A 17,646-nucleotide genomic window follows, 5' to 3' on the forward strand; every position below is an offset into this window, starting at 1 on the left:
TCTGAAAATCTGCTTTCAGACGGCCTTTCACTTTATTTAAACCTGCCAATCAATCGGTTCTAAACCATGCGCCTGCAAATAAGCGTTTGCCTGCGAAAAATGTTTGCAGCCGAAAAAGCCGCGATAGGCCGACAAGGGGGAAGGATGCGGCGCGGTCAGCACCAAATGGCGGTTGCGATCGATAAACGCGCCTTTCTTCTGCGCATGACTGCCCCACAGCATAAAGACCAAATGCTCGCGTTCCTTATCCAATTGCCGGATGACTTCATCGGTAAACGCCTCCCAGCCAAAAGTCGCATGAGAATGCGCCGAACCGGCACGGACAGTCAATACCGTGTTCAACAGCAATACGCCCTGTTCCGCCCAATGCTGCAAATAGCCGTGTTGCGGAATCTGAAAGCCCTCAATATCCGTCGCCAACTCTTTATAAATATTGACCAGCGACGGCGGCACCGCAATTTCAGGTTGCACGGAAAACGCCAAACCATGTGCCTGACCTGCGCCGTGATACGGGTCTTGCCCCAATATCACTACTTTTACATTTCCGAATTCAGTCGTCCGAAAGGCATTGAATACGTCGCGCTCAGGCGGATAAACGGTTATCCCCGCCTGCCTTTCATGGCGCACCTTCTCCAAAATCGTTTGAAAATACGCCTTCTCTTTTTCCGCACCAATTGCCTCGTGCCAAGTCTGCATTATTTGCCGCTCCGTATTTGAATGGACTTAATTATAACTGAAATAAATTTCAACCTTAGCCTTTTCATTTCAAGCCGCTGCCATTATGATAAGGATTATCAAAAGATTATTAAAAGGATATGCCGCATGACGATATGGTTTGTTGCCGCCGCCGTTGTTCTGATTGTCGAATTGTTTATCGGAACGGTTTATCTTTTGGTGGTCAGCGTAGCGCTGGCCGCTGCCGGAATCATGTACGGATTAAGCGGTCACTTTTCTGCCGCCGTTTTGACTGCCGCCATCATCAGCGCACTCGGTATCTGGCTGGTACACGGCCGTCTGAAAAATCAGTTGGCTCCCCAAGCGCTCAACGATGATTTGGATATTGGGCAAAACGTCCGCATCCTACGCCACCTGCATGACAATATTTACGAAGTCGCCTACCGCGGGACACACTGGCAGGCACAAGCCGAACGGCCTCAAGATACTTTTCAGACGGCCTCAAGCGCAGTCATTACTGCCAAAAACGGTAATCTTCTGATTATCCGCACACTCTCCCAACCATCATCATAAGGAAACATTATGGAATTTCTGCTCAGCCTCCCCGTCCTCATCCTCATCGTCGTTGTTGTTTTTGGTTTCAAATCCTTTATTGTTGTGCCGCAGCAGGAAGTTTATGTGGTCGAACGATTAGGCCGTTTTCACAAAGCGCTGACCGCAGGCCTGAACATCCTGATCCCTTTTATCGACCGTGTCGCCTATCGTCACTCGCTGAAAGAAGTTCCTTTGGATGTTCCCAGCCAAGTCTGTATCACCCGCGACAACACTCAGCTGACCGTGGACGGTATCATCTACTTCCAAGTTACCGATCCTAAACTCGCTTCATATGGGTCCAGCAACTACATCATGGCGATTACCCAGCTTGCGCAAACAACTTTGCGCTCTGTCATCGGCCGCATGGAATTGGATAAAACCTTTGAAGAACGTGACGAAATCAACAGCATTGTTGTTGCTGCTTTGGACGAAGCCGCAGGCGCATGGGGTGTGAAAGTCTTGCGTTACGAAATCAAAGACTTGGTTCCGCCGCAAGAAATTCTGCGCTCAATGCAGGCGCAAATTACCGCCGAACGTGAAAAACGCGCGCGCATTGCCGAATCCGAAGGCCGTAAAATCGAGCAAATCAACCTTGCCAGCGGTCAGCGCGAAGCAGAAATCCAACAATCCGAAGGTGAAGCGCAAGCCGCCATCAACGCATCAAACGGTGAAAAAATCGCCCGCATCAACCGCGCACAAGGTGAAGCCGAAGCCCTGCGCCTGGTGGCCGAAGCCAACGCCGACGCCATCCGCAAAATCGCCGAGGCTGTCCGCTCCGAGGGCGGTGCTGAAGCCGTCAACCTGAAAGTTGCCGAGCAATACGTTGCCGCCTTCAGCAATTTGGCTAAAGAAAGCAACACGCTGATTATGCCCGCCAACGTTGCCGACATCGGCAGCTTGGTCTCCGCCGGTTTGAAAATCATCGACGGCAACAAGCCTAAAGCCTCATAATAGCGTTCTGACTCAGGCCGTCTGAAAACCCAATACGGCTTTTCAGACGGCCTTTTTATATCGTTCGATTTTTATATGAATACACAAACCATCAAAACCTATCTTGTCGGCGGCGCCGTCCGCGACCATCTGTTAGGCCTGCCCGTCAAGGACCGCGACTGGGTAGTCGTCGGTGCAGATGCGCAAACCATGTTGGCTCAAGGCTATCAACCTGTCGGCAAGGATTTTCCAGTCTTTCTCCATCCGGACAGTCACGAAGAATACGCCCTCGCCCGTACCGAGCGCAAAACCGCCAAAGGCTACGCCGGATTCAGCTTTCATGCCGATAAAGACGTTACGCTGAAACAAGACCTGATGCGCCGCGACCTGACCATCAATGCCATGGCTCAAGATTCAGACGGCACGATCATCGATCCTTTTGGCGGACAACAAGACTTGGCGGCCGGCATCCTGCGCCACGTTTCGCCTGCCTTTGCCGAAGACCCCGTGCGTATTTTGCGTATCGCCCGTTTTGCCGCGCGTTATGGTTTTCAAATTGCCGATGAAACCATGTCGCTGATGCGGCAAATGGTAGAAAACGGTGAAGCCGATGCCTTGGTTGCCGAACGCGTCTGGCAGGAATTGGCCAAAGGCTTGATGGAGAAAAATCCGCGCCGAATGATTGAAGTTTTACGCGAATGCGGCGCACTCAAAGTTTTGCTGCCCGAGCTTGATGCCCTTTTCGGCGTACCGCAACGCGCCGACTATCATCCCGAAATCGACAGCGGTATTCATACGCTGATGGTTGTACAACGAGCCGCAGAAATGAACCTGTCCCTCGCCGAACGCTATGCCGCCTTATTGCACGACTTAGGCAAGGCAAAAACACCGGCCGACATCCTGCCCAAACACTACGGACACGACGTCAACGGCGTCGAACCCGTCCGCGAAGTCAATCAACGCCTGCGCGCACCCAAACACTGCGCCGAGCTTGCCGAACTTGTCTGCCGTTGGCACATCATGTTCCATCAAGTCGGGCAGTTCAAAAGCAAAACCATTTTGAATGTTTTGAAAAAAACCGACGCATTCCGCCGCCCCGAACGTTTTCAGACGGCCTTAAACGTCTGCGTGGCCGACAAACAAGGCCGTCTGAACCTTGAAGATGCCCCCTATCCGCAACGCGAACACTGGCTGGCCTTACTTGAGGCCGCCAACCAAGTAGATGCAGGCAAAATTGCCGCCGAGTACCGCGCACAAGGGAAAGCCCATTTAATTGCCGAACAAATCGATCATGCCCGCTTAGCACAAATTACACCGCTGCAAAAAGCGTATAAGACAGAAAAATAGGAAGCTCTTAATGGCATCTTCGCGTTATAAAATCGAGCGCATGCCCGACGGCATTGCCGTATCTGCGCGTGTTGTACATGACTCGCAGGAAATCGGTTTTACCGCGGTATTTCTTATGTTTTCCTTTGCTCTTACATGCATCGCGCCGTTTTACCTTGAAGAACACTATTTCACTAATTTAGAAGCCATTCTCATCCCTTTACTTTTTACTTTCTACTTAGTGGGTTCACTTGTTTACGGCCTTCTTTGGCAACTTTTCGTACGTGAAAACATCAAGATCCGTAACCATACGCTGTCTCATGGTTATACCTTGTTCTCCATTGGGCGTTGGCGTAGTTTCCCATTGTCAGAAATCTCCGAATGGCATTCTCGTGACCATATTCCCCAAGCTCCTGTTGCACAAGGAAGGAAACAGAGGTTGCCAAACGAAAACCTATACCAAAATGGTATGAAACGAAAAATTCACAATATTCCCAATATTTTACGTATCCAAAAATGTGTACAAGGTGCATGGTCTTTCGATTATCAGGGAAAAACCATACGTATCGGCGATTTTTTTGATAGCCGCGATTTTCAGGCAGTCAATATTGAATTGAACAGATTTATCCCCATATCTGCCAAAGCCCGTCAACTTAAAGACGGCCTTTAAAACAGCCACCACGATATCTGCTATAATCCGCACCTTGACCATCTTATTTCAACAATAAAAATCATGACTATCCAGACCGATTTACTTCACGAAAAAATCAGCAATGAAGATTATCAACGCCTCATTGTCAAACACAGCGAATCTTTCAGCGACGGCGAAATCTGCCTATTGAATGAGATTTTGGAAAAATTTAAATTTGATGTCATACAGGAACAAGCATTGGCGCAAGCTGTGATGCAGCAGGTGCGCTTCGATCCAAACGACTACCATATCGACAGCGACGATGAAGACATAACCGGTATCTGTCTGCACTGCATCAATCCGCCCATGCCACCCCTGCGCGATTATTTGGTTTGGCGCGAAACACGCGGCTGAAAATTTTCCTAATCGATTTTGATAAGTTATTAACCATTCGTTATCGAACAAGGCCGTCTGAACAGGTGTCATCGTTACATTTGTTCAGACGGCCTTTTGTAAATAAATGTTCATGACTAGGATAAATCAGTATAATCTGCGCCGTTTGAATTTTATTCGGAGCTTTTATGAACCAGCTTAAAACGGCAGTAGCCGGTGCGCAGATTTTGTTTGTCGCATTCGGTGCCATGGTGCTTGTGCCGCTTCTGACGGGACTGAACCCGGCTTTGGCGTTATTGGGTGCAGGCTTGGGCACTTTGTTGTTCCAATTGGTTACCAAACGTAAAGTGCCGATTTTCCTCGGTTCTTCTTTTGCCTTTATTGCACCGATCATCTATTCAGTCAAAGAATGGGGTCTGCCTTCTACCATGTTTGGCCTGTTTGCGGCAGGTTTCATGTACTTCATCTTTGCCGCGCTGATTAGATGGCGCGGTCTGGATGCGGTACACAAGCTGTTGCCGCCCGTGGTTATCGGCCCGGTGATTATGGTAATCGGTTTGTCCGTTGCCTCAGAAGCCAGCAAGATGGCCATGGGTCAATCAGGCGGCAAGCAGGTCATCGACTATATCGACTCGCTGATTCTGTCCGGCTTTACCTTTGCGGTAACCGTCATTGTTTCTGTCTTCGGCAGCAAAATGATGAAGCTGATTCCGATTCTGATCGGCGTGGCTTCCGGCTATGTGTTGGCTTTAATCATGGGCTTGGTCGATACCAGCGCCATCATCAACGCTCCTTGGTTTGCCGTCCCTCATTTTGAAACGCCTCAAGTCAACTGGCAGGCTGCCTTGTTTATGTTGCCCGTTGCCATCGCCCCGGCTATCGAACACATCGGCGGCATTATGGCCATCGGTAATGTGACCGGCAAAAACTACACCAAAGACCCTGGCTTGGACAAAACCCTCGCCGGCGACGGCTTGGGCGTGTGCGTAGCCGGTTTGATCGGCGGCCCTCCTGTAACCACTTACGGCGAGGTAACCGGCGCGGTGATGATTACCAAAAACAGCAACCCCGTCATCATGACTTGGGCGGCAATTTTTGCGATTTTTATGGCATTTTTCGGTAAGTTTAACGCGTTTTTGGCTTCGATCCCTATGCCGGTTATGGGCGGCATTATGTTACTGCTATTCGGTACAATCGCCTCTTTGGGCATCAAAACATTGATTGATGCGAAAGTCGATTTGATGCAGCCGAAAAATCTGGTTATCGTCAGCTCCGTATTGACCACCGGTATCGGCGGTATGATTATCAAAGTAGGTACTTTGAGCTTTGCTGGTGTAGGTTTGTGTGCCGTATTGGCGATTATTCTGAACTGCGTTTTGCCCAATACAAAATCAGAAGAAGCATAAATAGCTGGTTCATAAACTCAAAGGCCGTCTGAAAATGAGATTTCAGACGGCCTTTTTAATACGCTTTATGCAATGAAAAATGCCGGAGACTTAACCATCTCCGGCATCTTTTGAATAAGGTGGCGAGCCGAACCCCCGGCACTGGCTCATCAGAGTGGGCTGCTGGCTTCCGCCCCTGACCCGGTGTTCCGAATTACCATGCGGGGAGACCCGCCATAGAAGAAACGCATTATAGCGGTTTTACAGAAAAACTCAAGCGATAAAATCTGTCAGGCCGTCTGAAAACCATTTACACGACAAGATTGTAAACAATATTACCTAGTTGCAAATCATTCCTATTGAAATGTTTATTGTCTTTTCCATTGAAAAATATCGAAAATTACACTACATTAACACTTTACGGCATCAAGAAGAAATTGCATTTTTCAGACGGCCTTTAATATAAAAACATTACATCCATCAACGGAACACGACCATGACCACGACTACTGCCCCTCAGCGTATTCGAGAAATTCCCTATAACTATACTTCTTATACCGACCGCGAAATCGTTATCCGATTATTGGGCGACGAAGCGTGGCAAATCTTGCAAGACCTGCGCGGTCAACGCAAAACAGGACGTTCGGCACGAATGCTGTTTGAAGTATTGGGCGATATTTGGGTGGTCGTGCGCAATCCGTATCTGGTCGATGACTTGTTGGAGCACCCGAAACGCCGCGCCGCGCTGGTACGCGAAATGCGCCACCGCTTAAATGAAATCCGCAAGCGCCGCGACGACAATCAGCAAGTGGACGTCTTGGTTGCCGCAGCAGAAAAAGCAGTCGAGCGTTTTAATAGCAGTTTTGATGAAACCAGCCAAAGACGCTATCAGATTTTGGAACGCTTAAGCAAAATCACCAAACCACACAACATCATGTTTGACGGCTTGGCTCGCGTAACGCACGTTACCGATGCGACCGACTGGCGCGTGGAGTATCCATTTGTTGTCGTTAATCCTGATACCGAAGCAGAGATCGCGCCTTTGGTGCGCGCCTTAATCGAGTTGGACTTAGTTATTATCCCGCGCGGCGGCGGTACAGGTTATACCGGCGGCGCAGTACCTTTAGACGCAAACAGCGCAGTCATCAATACCGAAAAACTCGACAAGCATCGCGGCGTCGAATACGTTGAGCTGGCAGGCTTGGACGGCAGACATCCGATTATCCATTGCGGCGCAGGCGTGGTAACCCGCCGGGTAGAAGAAACCGCGCATCACGCAGGTTTGGTGTTCGCTGTTGATCCAACTTCCGCCGATGCGTCTTGCGTGGGCGGTAATGTGGCGATGAACGCAGGCGGTAAAAAAGCCGTGCTGTGGGGTACTGCCTTGGACAACCTCGCCTACTGGAACATGGTTAACCCTCAAGGCGAATGGTTGCGTATCGAACGTGTGCGCCATAATTTTGGCAAAATCCACGATGAAGAAACTGCCGTGTTTGACGTACATACGCTGGATTCAGACAGCCTCAATATCGTTAAAACTGAACGCTTGGAAATCCCCGGCCACAAATTCCGCAAAGTCGGCTTGGGCAAAGACGTTACCGACAAATTCTTGAGCGGTCTGCCCGGCGTGCAGAAAGAAGGCACGGACGGCATCATCACCAGCGTCGCCTTCGTGTTGCACAAAATGCCGAAATACACGCGCACCGTGTGTATGGAGTTTTTCGGTACGGTCGCCACCGCTACACCTTCCATCGTCGAAATCCGTGATTTCCTGCTTGCCCATGAAAGCGTGCGGCTGGCCGGTTTGGAGCATTTAGACTGGCGATACGTCCGCGCCGTCGGCTATGCCACCAAAGCGGCAGGTAAAGGCCGACCTAAAATGGTCTTGCTGGCAGACGTGGTTTCCGACGACGAAGCCGCCGTACAGGCAGCCGCCGAGCACATCTGCGAACTCGCCCGCGCCCGCGACGGCGAAGGCTTTATCGCCATATCTCCTGAAGCCCGTAAAACCTTCTGGCTCGACCGCAGCCGCACCGCCGCCATCGCCAAACACACCAACGCCTTTAAAATCAACGAAGACGTGGTGATTCCGCTGGAGCGGCTGGGCGAGTATTCAGACGGTATCGAGCGCATCAACATCGAGCTTTCCATCCAAAACAAACTCAAACTCTGTGCCGCTTTGGAGCAATATCTGTCCGGCAAACTCCCCATCGACAAAATGGGCACGGACCTGCCGACCGCCGAACTTTTGGGCGAACGCGGCAAACACGCCCTTGCCCACGTTTCCGCTGTCAAAGCGCGTTGGGAATGGTTGCTCGCCAATCTCGATACGCCGCTTGCCGACTATAAGGCTCGCTATGGCGCAGCCGTCCACGCCGCGCCCGAAGCCAAAGACAATGAAAGCTGCTTTATTGCCTTCCGCGATTTCCGCCTGCGCGTATCTGTCAAAGCGGACGTAATGAAGCCGCTGTCTGAAATCTTCAGCGGCAAAACCGATACTAAAATTATCCAAGGTTTGGGAAAAATCCACGCCAAAACCGTACGCAGCCGCGTCTTCGTCGCCCTGCATATGCACGCCGGCGACGGTAACGTTCATACCAATATTCCAGTTAACTCAGACGATGCTGAAATGCTTCAGACGGCCTACCGTTCGGTCGAACGCATCATGAAAATCGCCCGTTCGCTCGGCGGCGTGATTTCTGGCGAACACGGCATCGGCATCACCAAGCTCGAATTTTTGACCGATGAAGATTTGCAACCGTTTTGGAACTACAAAAACCAAGTCGATCCGAAACATACCTTCAACCGTCACAAACTGATGAAAGGCTCGGACCTGCGCAACGCCTACACGCCATCCTTCGAGCTTTTGGGGGCGGAATCGCTGATTATGGAAAAATCAGACCTCGGCACCATCGCCGATTCCGTCAAAGACTGCCTGCGCTGCGGCAAATGTAAACCTGTTTGCTCTACTCATGTTCCGCGTGCCAATTTGCTGTACAGCCCACGCAACAAAATCCTCGGCGTAGGCTTGCTGACCGAAGCCTTCTTATACGAAGAACAAACCCGTCGCGGCGTTTCCATTAAACATTTTGAAGAACTGATGGACATCGGCGACCACTGCACCGTGTGCCACCGTTGCGTTAAACCTTGCCCTGTCAACATCGACTTCGGCGACGTTACCGTAGCCGTTCGCAACTACCTTGCCGATTCCGGCCACAAACGCTTCGCGCCCGCCGCTTCGATGGGCATGGCATTTCTGAATGCCACAGGCCCAAAAACCATCAAAGCCCTTCGCGCCGCCATGATACAGACCGGCTTCCCTGCGCAAAACTTTGCCTACAAAATCGGCAAGCTTCTTCCGATCGGCACTAAAAAGCAAAAAGCCGAACCGAAAGCCACCGTCGGTACCGCCTCAATCAAAGAACAGGTTATCCACTTCATCAACCGTCCTTTGCCGAAAAGCGTGCCTGCCAAAACTCCGCGCTCCATGCTGGGTATAGAAGACGACAAGAGTATTCCTATCATCCGCAATCCGGCTTCTCCGGAAGATGCCGAAGCCGTGTTCTACTTCCCCGGCTGCGGTTCCGAGCGCCTGTTCAGCCAAATCGGACTTGCCGTTCAAGCCATGCTTTGGCATGTCGGCGTACAAACTGTCCTGCCACCGGGCTATATGTGTTGCGGCTATCCGCAAGACGCAGGTGGTAATAAGACTAAAGCCGAAGAAATGAGCACCAACAACCGCGTTGCTTTCCACCGTATGGCAAATACCCTCAACTACCTCGACATTAAAACCGTCGTCGTCAGTTGCGGTACCTGCTACGACCAACTGGAAAAATACCGTTTTGAAGAAATCTTCCCAGGCTGCCGTATCATCGACATCCACGAATATCTGCTTGAAAAAGGAGTGAAACTAAACGGCGTACAAGGTCAGCAATACCTCTACCACGATCCTTGCCATACCCCGATCAAAACCATGAATGCCACCCAAATGGCCAGCAGCCTGATGGGACAGAAAGTCGTCTTAAGCGACCGCTGCTGCGGCGAGTCCGGTATGTTTGCCGTCAAACGGCCCGACATCGCCACTCAGGTCAAGTTCCGCAAACAAGAGGAAATTGAGAAAAACCTCAAAGAGCTGCCACAGGGAGAACCCGTCAAAATGCTTACCTCCTGCCCAGCCTGCCTGCAAGGCTTAAGCCGCTATGCCGACGACAACAACATGCCCGCAGACTACATCGTCATCGAAATGGCGAAACATATCCTCGGCGAAAACTGGCTGGACGAGTTTGTGAAAAAAGCCAATAACGGCGGTGTAGAAAAAGTATTGCTCTAAGGACTTAGACAAAAACTTTTGGCTGTAATAAAGGCCGTCTGAAAATCTTCCAGACGGCCTTTTTATTCAAAAGAATCAAGATAAAATAATCAAATCAAACGCCTTTACAAATAGCGATGCTACACCAGCAGCATTCAATAAAAAATAAAACCTGAGGCCTTTTATTCCTCAGGTTTTATTTATCAAGCCTTATGCTTTTTCTTTCTGGAGTTTCTCTGCCATCATTTGATGCAGCGTTTTCTTAGCCGGTTTCATCGGAACACGGTTATCCGTCCAGCCCAGCTGCTTGCTAGGCGTCAATGCACGGAATTTAGTGGCTGTCCAACCGAATGCACGGTAAGCTTTACTGCCGCTGAAAATACCGTCAAACGTACGCCATGCCATTTGTTCGCCGAAAGTATGCGATGCGCCTTGACCACGGATAGGATGTGGAACAATTTCGGTTGGCGAACGTTGCGCTTCAACACGCAGACGTTGCATTTGTTCGGTAATCGGAATGCGTACCGGACAAACCTCAACACAGGCGCCACACATGGTACACGCAGTCGGCAGATCGCGTGTCGCATCCAAGCCCAACAAATGCGGAGAGATAATCTCACCAATCGGGCCGGGATAAGTCGTACCGTAAGCCGCGCCACCGATACGGGTATAAACCGGACAGTGGTTCATACATGCACCGCAACGGATACATTGCAAGGTACGGCGCATTTGATCTTCTGCATAAGCCTGGCTACGGCCGTTATCAAGCAGTACCAAGTGCATTTCTTGAGGGCCGTCCAGCTCTTCACTACGGCGAGGGCCGGTAATCATATTGAAATAAGTGGTAATGTTCTGACCGATGGCAGAACGTGGCAACAGGCTGTACAAAGGCGGAACATCTGACAGCTTCGCAACCACTTTCTCAATACCGGTAATGGCGATGTGCACAGGCGGTACAGTGGTACTCAAACGGCCGTTGCCTTCGTTTTCAACTAGACACAAAGTGCCCGTTTCCGCAACGGCAAAGTTCACACCGCTCAAACCGACATCAGCAGTGCTGTAAATATCGCGCAATGCTTTACGCGCAAATCCGGTCAGTTGGTCTACGTCGTCTGTTAATGGAGTACCGAGGTTTTGATGGAAAAGCTCGCTAACCTGCTCTTTGGTCTTGTGAATGGCAGGCATCACGATATGGGTTGGTTTCTCGCCGGCCATTTGCACGATAAACTCGCCCAAGTCGCTCTCAACTGCTTTAATGCCTTGATCTTGCAGATAATGGTTCAGCTCAATCTCTTCGCTGACCATAGATTTGCCTTTCACCATCAGCTTGCCGTTTTTATCGGTAATGATATTGTGAATAATTTGGCAGGCTTCGGCAGGGGTTTCCGCCCAGTGGACTTTAACGCCCAGCTTGGTCAGGTTTTCTTCCAGCTGTTCCAACAATGCAGGCAATTTGGACAACGAACGTTGACGGACATGTTCACACAAGTCACGCAGGCTTTGCAGCTCTTCTTCATCTGTCAAAACGGCTTTGCGCTTGGTCATCAGCATATCCATCGCTGTGCGCAAGCTTTTACGCAGAGGCTTGTCTTGCAAAGAAATCGCAGCGTTTTGCTTGAACGTTTCCGGCTTCATATGGAATTTAATGGTTTGAGAACTCATGCTTTTTCCTCCAAATCGGCAGGGGAAATATGATCAGGCAGAACGGCCAAAACCACCAAATCGCGCGGGCCGTGTGCACCATAGGCCAAAGTCAATTGAATATCGGCAGTCTTAGATGGGCCGGAAATCAAAATAACGTTGGTAGGCATGCCTTTTTCTACCAGTTTTTCGCCTTCAACAGCATTATGGAATTCGTTGTACATTTTGCTGGTGTCAAACAGGCAGAAATGTACAGGCGGAACCAAACTCAGGCTGCGCGGCTCAACAGGGCTGGACTCCAGCATAATCGTACCGGTACGGGCAATACCGCATTTAGAGCCACTAAAACCAGCCTCAATATCGGTAAAGAACTCGTTTTTCCAGTCATCGATTTTTCGCTCAAAACCACGCGCTTCAATATTGGTATCGGCCAAAGCTGCACGAGCCAGCTGACCATGTTCTGTTTCCAATGGGAGCAGAATGTTTTTCAAGCCTTTGCCTTCGGCTGCTTGACGGAATACTTGCGGCCAGTTGGTTTTAGTAACCCAATAGATTTCAGTTTTGACGGCACGCATGGCAGCCGCCCAATGTTTCAAGCGCTCGACATCGTTTGCCCAAGAAACACCCATTTCACGGTAATAATCGAAAACCGGCGGTTCTTCCATCGGCAAGGCATCGGCTTTTTTCAATTTCGCTAAAATATTTTCGCGCGCGCTCATGCTTTACCTCCGGTACGTTCCAACAGGAAAGATGCAATATGTTTCGGACGTGGCATATTGGGTTCGTCTTTGGCAATTTTGCCGCCGATATTCATCATGCAGCCGCAATCCGCGCTGATGATTTCAGTTGCGCCTGTTTCTTTTAAGGCTGCGACTTTGTCGGTTACCATCGCACCGGAAATATCGGCTTGTTTCACAGAGAATGTACCGCCAAAACCGCAGCACTCGCTTTCATGGTCGTGAACGATACGTTCAACATTTTCCATGCCGTCAATCAGCTGCCAGCCTGACAAATGGACATTCATCTCACGACGTGCCGCGCAAGAAGTATGAACGGCCACTTTAACCGGCTCGCCTTTATCTTCGGGTTTGTAACCAATCGCCAGCAGGAAGTGGGTAAATTCAATGATACGGTTGGCGCAATCAATCGCTTTTTGCTCGTACTCGGTGCCTTTGAACAAAGTCGGCCAGTGGTGTTTCATCATGCCGCCGCAAGAACCGGAAGGCACGACAATCGGCCAATTTTCAGGGAATAAATCCAGTTGCGCTTTGGCAACATCAAAGGCTTCTTTAGGATGGCCTGACGAATAGGCCGGTTGGCCGCAGCAGCTTTGCTCCATAGGATAATGGATACGGATGCCCTGTTGTTCGATTAAAGTGATGGCATCCATGCCTGCTTCCGGCATGAAAAGGTCGAGAACGCAAGTGCCGAAGAAATAAGCATCGGTTGGCTTGCTGTCGAATACGGTGATTTGTGGTGGTTTGATTGCGCTCATTTTTTTGGAACGGGACAACCCGTTTTCTTGTGTAAAAATAAGATGGGTACTTTAAGTAATTGCTTGTAACGGGTCAAGTCTAATTTTAAAAAATAATATTAAAAAAGCATGACAAACCAGACAAAAACCTTTCCTTTATTAACTTGATAATCTACATAATAACTACTATCAATAAGAAAACTAATGGATTCATTTTTTAATAAATGAAACTCGTCCATCCCCTCTCTCTTCAAATCAGAATAACTGCCTCTTTATCGAATCTTGATTTACATCAGAAGTCATAAATTTAATCGCTATGACACGTTTTTAGACGAAACAAGCAATCCGCTATGCTGTACATATGTTTCAGACGGCCATACAGGAATAAAAAGATATCTAAGACAATAAAAATAAAAGTTTTTCTCACAAGACTCAGGCCGTCTGAAAGATAAGTTCGTCAAAAGGCCTCTTTCCATCTGCTTAATCCTACTTTTAATCAAAATCAAACACTTGAAAAACCATCGTTCCTAACCTTGAAAACCCTATGCACACTCAAGCACTTCCAGTATCATTGAGACAGTTTCTTGACGCAAAATTACAGTCTTAGCCGCCCATAATCGGCATGGATTTGCAAAAGAAGTGAAACCAAGCTTCAAAACAATTTCACCTTAACTTCGGAGTAGGCATTATGTTGACCCAGACTCAACAGGTTGATTTGACCTTGCATCACCTTAAAGAACGCACCCTATCGATTTATACCCCCGAACAGCGTGCAAGCATCGAGGCATCTGAAGACTGGAAACAGTTTGACAGACGACTTGAGGAACACTTCCCAAAACTGATGCATGAGCTGGACAATGTTTACAACAACAACGAAGCCGTCCTCCCCATGCTGGAGCAACTGATCGCCCAAGCATGGCAAAGCTATTCCCAACGCAACTCATCCTTAAAAGATATCGATATCGCGCGCGAAAACGATCCTGACTGGATTTTGTCCAACAAACAGGTTGGTGGCGTGTGCTACGTCGATTTGTTTGCAGGCGATCTGCAAGGCTTAAAAGCCAAAATCCCTTATTTCCAAGAATTGGGCCTGACCTATCTGCACCTGATGCCCCTGTTTAAATGCCCTGAAGGCAAAAGCGACGGCGGCTATGCAGTCAGCAGCTACCGCGATGTCAATCCGGCACTGGGCACAATAGACGACTTGCGCGATGTCATTGCCGCGCTGCACGAAGCGGGCATTTCCGCCGTCGTCGATTTCATCTTCAACCACACGTCCAACGAACACGAATGGGCGAAAGGCTGCGCCTCCGGCAATCCGCTTTTCGACAATTTCTACTATATTTTCCCCGACCGCTGGATGCCCGACCAATACGACCGCACCCTGCGTGAAATCTTCCCTGACCAACATCCGGGCGGCTTCTCCCAACTAGAAGACGGACGCTGGGTATGGACGACGTTCAACTCCTTCCAATGGGATTTGAATTACAGCAACCCATGGGTATTCCGTGCCATGGCAGGCGAAATGATGTTCCTTGCCAACTTAGGCGTTGATATTCTGCGCATGGATGCCGTTGCCTTTATTTGGAAGCAAATGGGCACAAGCTGCGAAAATCTGCCTCAGGCACACGCCCTGATTCGTGCGTTTAACTCTGTAATGCGCATCGCTGCACCTGCCGTATTCTTCAAATCCGAAGCCATTGTCCACCCTGACCAAGTTGTCCAATACATCAGCCAAGACGAATGCCAAATCGGCTACAACCCTCTGCAAATGGCATTATTGTGGAACACCCTCGCCACACGCGAAGTCAACCTGCTCCATCAAGCCCTGACCTACCGCCACAATCTGCCCGACCACACAGCATGGGTCAACTATGTCCGCAGTCATGACGACATTGGCTGGACATTTGCCGATGAGGATGCATGGCAGTTCGGTATTCACGGCTACGACCACCGACAATTCCTCAACCGTTTCTTCGTCAACCATTTTGACGGCAGCTTCGCGCGCGGCGTACCGTTCCAATACAACCCAAGCACAGGTGACTGCCGTGTCAGCGGTACAGCCGCGGCATTGGTCGGCTTGGCTCAAAACGATCCGCATGCCGTTGACCGCATCAAACTCTTGTACAGCATTGCTTTGAGTACCGGCGGCCTGCCACTGATTTACCTAGGCGACGAAGTGGGTACGCTCAATGACGACGACTGGTCGCAAGACAGCAATAAGAGCGACGACAGCCGCTGGGCACACCGTCCTCGTTACAATGAGGAGTTGTACAAACAACGTCATGACAGCTCGACCACTGCCGGTCAAATCTTCCAAGGTTTGCGTCATATGATCTCCATCCGCCAAAACAATCCGCGCTTTAATGGCGGCAGACTGGTCACCTTCAACACCAACAACAAACACATCATCGGCTATATGCGCAACAACGCGCTTTTGGCATTCGGCAACTTCAGCGAACATGCGCAAACCATCAGTGCGCACACCCTGCAGGCCATGCCGTTTAAAGCGCACGATTTGATCAGCGGTCAAACCGTTTCTCTGAATCAAGACTTGGTACTGCAACCCTATCAAGTCATGTGGCTTGAAATTGCATAAGCTGAATTTTTTATACATCATTCAAGGCCGTCTGAACAAATCAGCATTCAGACGGCCTTTTAAGGCATAAGATGTATTTTGTATTTTGGGCAGTTTCGCTTAGAATGCACGCTTTAATACTAAATGACACACTTAAGTCAGGAGTAAAAATCCATGTTGAAAAAATTCGTACTCGGCACCATCGCTGCAGTAGTTTTGGCTGCTTGCGGCGGCGAAGGCAGCAACGCAGCTTCTTCTGCTCCGGCACAATCCGGTGCAGCCTCCGGTTCACTGATTGAACGTATCAACAACAAAGGTACCATCACTGTCGGTACGGAAGGTACTTACGCACCATTCACCTACCACGATAAAGACGGCAAATTGACCGGCTACGATGTCGAAGTAACCCGCGCAGTTGCCGACAAACTGGGCATCAAAGTTGAATTTAAAGAAACACAATGGGACTCCATGATGGCAGGTTTGAAAGCCGGCCGTTTTGACGTAGTTGCCAACCAAGTCGGCCTGACCAGCCCTGAGCGTCAAGCGACTTTTGACAAATCCGAGCCTTACAGCTGGAGCGGTGCCGTATTGGTTGCCCGTAAAGATAGCAACATCAAATCCATCGACGACATCAAAGGCGTGAAAACCGCACAATCCCTGACCAGCAACTATGGCGAAAAAGCCAAAGCTGCAGGCGCAGAACTCGTACCGGTAGACGGTTTGGCGCAATCTCTAACCCTGATTGAACAAAAACGTGCCGACGCAACCCTGAACGACGAATTGGCGGTATTGGACTACCTGAAGAAAAACCCAAATGCCGGCGTACAAATCGTTTGGTCTGCCCCTGCTGACGAAAAAGTCGGCTCCGGCTTGATTGTCAATAAAGGCAATGATGAAGCATTGGCCAAATTCAGCACAGCCATGACTGAGCTGAAAGCCGACGGCACGCTGAAAAAGCTGGGCGAACAATTCTTCGGAAAAGACATCAGTGTTAAATAATTTCCTTGCCTCTCTGCCGTTTATGACGGAAACACGCGCTGATATGCTCATCAGCGCGTTTTGGCCTATGGTCAAAGCCGGCTTCGCAGTATCTTTGCCTTTGGCGATCGCTTCTTTCGTTATCGGCATGATTATTGCCGTAGCCGTTGCTTTGGTGCGAATCATGCCCTCCGCCGGCATTTTCCAAAAATGCTTGCTGAAACTGGTAGAATTTTATATTTCTGTCATTCGCGGTACGCCGCTTCTGGTGCAGTTGGTTATCGTATTCTATGGTTTGCCTTCCGTCGGCATCTATATCGACCCGATTCCTGCCGCCATCATCGGCTTTTCGCTCAATGTCGGTGCATACGCTTCCGAAACCATACGTGCGGCAATTTTGTCCGTACCTAAAGGCCAATGGGAAGCAGGTTTCTCCATCGGTATGACCTATATGCAGACTTTCCGCCGCATTGTCGCACCGCAGGCATTCCGCGTTGCTGTACCGCCTTTGAGCAACGAGTTTATCGGCTTATTCAAAAACACCTCGCTTGCCGCCGTGGTAACGGTAACGGAGCTTTTCCGTGTCGCCCAAGAGACAGCAAACCGTACTTATGACTTCTTACCGGTCTATATCGAAGCCGCATTGGTTTATTGGTGCTTCTGCAAAGTGCTGTTTTTGATTCAGGCGCGTTTGGAAAAACGTTTCGACCGCTATGTCGCCAAATAAGGAGT

Annotated in this window: 14 protein-coding genes and 1 other RNA gene; 10 read left to right on the top strand and 5 right to left on the bottom strand. The window is 49.7% G+C overall.

Annotated features, from left to right (window positions below; all coding sequences use genetic code 11):
- Nucleotides 1-36: 36 nt before the first annotated feature.
- Nucleotides 37-696 carry a uracil-DNA glycosylase gene (gene ung, locus ACTHS8_RS02390; protein ID WP_049336116.1) on the bottom strand — a complete coding sequence of 220 codons (660 nt, stop codon included), beginning with the start codon at nucleotides 694-696 and terminating at the stop codon, nucleotides 37-39.
- 126 nt (nucleotides 697-822) lie between these two features.
- Between ung and ACTHS8_RS02395 the strand changes: the two genes are divergently transcribed.
- From ACTHS8_RS02395 to ACTHS8_RS02420, 6 genes are all read left to right on the top strand, one after another.
- Entirely contained in the window at nucleotides 823-1,248 is a 426-nt protein-coding gene (locus ACTHS8_RS02395; protein WP_063069005.1) for an NfeD family protein, read from the top strand.
- A 9-nt stretch (nucleotides 1,249-1,257) separates the two neighbouring features.
- Complete coding sequence (locus ACTHS8_RS02400; RefSeq protein WP_039863787.1) at nucleotides 1,258-2,220, top strand: SPFH domain-containing protein; 963 nt, start codon at nucleotides 1,258-1,260, stop codon at nucleotides 2,218-2,220.
- Between the two features lie 75 nt (nucleotides 2,221-2,295).
- Nucleotides 2,296-3,546 (top strand): multifunctional CCA addition/repair protein, encoded by a 1,251-nt coding sequence (locus ACTHS8_RS02405; protein WP_440372879.1) that lies wholly within the window; start codon nucleotides 2,296-2,298, stop codon nucleotides 3,544-3,546.
- Nucleotides 3,547-3,556: 10 nt separating this feature from the next.
- The gene (locus ACTHS8_RS02410; protein ID WP_440372880.1) at nucleotides 3,557-4,195 is read left to right on the top strand and encodes a hypothetical protein; all 639 of its coding nucleotides are present in this window, start codon (nucleotides 3,557-3,559) and stop codon (nucleotides 4,193-4,195) included.
- 63 nt (nucleotides 4,196-4,258) lie between these two features.
- The gene (locus tag ACTHS8_RS02415; protein ID WP_440372881.1) at nucleotides 4,259-4,570 is read left to right on the top strand and encodes a hypothetical protein; all 312 of its coding nucleotides are present in this window, start codon (nucleotides 4,259-4,261) and stop codon (nucleotides 4,568-4,570) included.
- A 167-nt stretch (nucleotides 4,571-4,737) separates the two neighbouring features.
- Nucleotides 4,738-5,955 (top strand): uracil-xanthine permease family protein, encoded by a 1,218-nt coding sequence (locus ACTHS8_RS02420; RefSeq protein WP_440372882.1) that lies wholly within the window; start codon nucleotides 4,738-4,740, stop codon nucleotides 5,953-5,955.
- A gap of 118 nt (nucleotides 5,956-6,073) precedes the next feature.
- On the opposite strand, the gene ffs is transcribed toward ACTHS8_RS02420, so the two are convergent.
- Nucleotides 6,074-6,170, bottom strand: an RNA gene (gene ffs, locus ACTHS8_RS02425) — signal recognition particle sRNA small type.
- A 260-nt stretch (nucleotides 6,171-6,430) separates the two neighbouring features.
- Here ffs and ACTHS8_RS02430 point away from each other — a divergent pair.
- Nucleotides 6,431-10,264: a DUF3683 domain-containing protein gene (locus ACTHS8_RS02430; protein WP_440372883.1), complete on the top strand. Its 3,834-nt coding sequence runs from the start codon at nucleotides 6,431-6,433 to the stop codon at nucleotides 10,262-10,264.
- 189 nt (nucleotides 10,265-10,453) lie between these two features.
- On the opposite strand, the gene ACTHS8_RS02435 is transcribed toward ACTHS8_RS02430, so the two are convergent.
- Genes ACTHS8_RS02435 through ACTHS8_RS02445 form a run of 3 tightly spaced genes read right to left on the bottom strand, consistent with a single transcriptional unit; the run spans nucleotide 10,454 to nucleotide 13,379 of the window.
- Entirely contained in the window at nucleotides 10,454-11,905 is a 1,452-nt protein-coding gene (locus ACTHS8_RS02435; RefSeq protein WP_137040802.1) for a LutB/LldF family L-lactate oxidation iron-sulfur protein, read from the bottom strand.
- A complete protein-coding gene (locus ACTHS8_RS02440; RefSeq protein WP_314590292.1) occupies nucleotides 11,902-12,603 on the bottom strand; it encodes a lactate utilization protein C in 702 nt (233 codons plus the stop codon). The genes ACTHS8_RS02435 and ACTHS8_RS02440 overlap by 4 nt, the downstream gene beginning before the upstream one ends.
- On the bottom strand, nucleotides 12,600-13,379 hold the full coding sequence (locus ACTHS8_RS02445; protein WP_049323225.1) for a (Fe-S)-binding protein: 780 nt from the start codon (nucleotides 13,377-13,379) through the stop codon (nucleotides 12,600-12,602). The genes ACTHS8_RS02440 and ACTHS8_RS02445 overlap by 4 nt, the downstream gene beginning before the upstream one ends.
- A 667-nt stretch (nucleotides 13,380-14,046) precedes the next feature.
- Here ACTHS8_RS02445 and ACTHS8_RS02450 point away from each other — a divergent pair.
- From ACTHS8_RS02450 to ACTHS8_RS02460, 3 genes are all read left to right on the top strand, one after another.
- Entirely contained in the window at nucleotides 14,047-15,957 is a 1,911-nt protein-coding gene (locus ACTHS8_RS02450) for an alpha-amylase family protein (protein WP_440372884.1), read from the top strand.
- 153 nt (nucleotides 15,958-16,110) lie between these two features.
- Nucleotides 16,111-16,935 carry an amino acid ABC transporter substrate-binding protein gene (locus ACTHS8_RS02455; protein WP_440372885.1) on the top strand — a complete coding sequence of 275 codons (825 nt, stop codon included), beginning with the start codon at nucleotides 16,111-16,113 and terminating at the stop codon, nucleotides 16,933-16,935.
- Entirely contained in the window at nucleotides 16,925-17,641 is a 717-nt protein-coding gene (locus ACTHS8_RS02460; RefSeq protein WP_191620639.1) for an amino acid ABC transporter permease, read from the top strand. Before ACTHS8_RS02455 ends, ACTHS8_RS02460 begins: the two co-directional genes overlap by 11 nt.
- Nucleotides 17,642-17,646: the final 5 nt, after the last annotated feature.

Source organism: Neisseria sp. P0016.S008 (assembly GCF_051957775.1).
GTDB classification, from domain to species: Bacteria; Pseudomonadota; Gammaproteobacteria; order Burkholderiales; family Neisseriaceae; genus Neisseria; species Neisseria flavescens_B.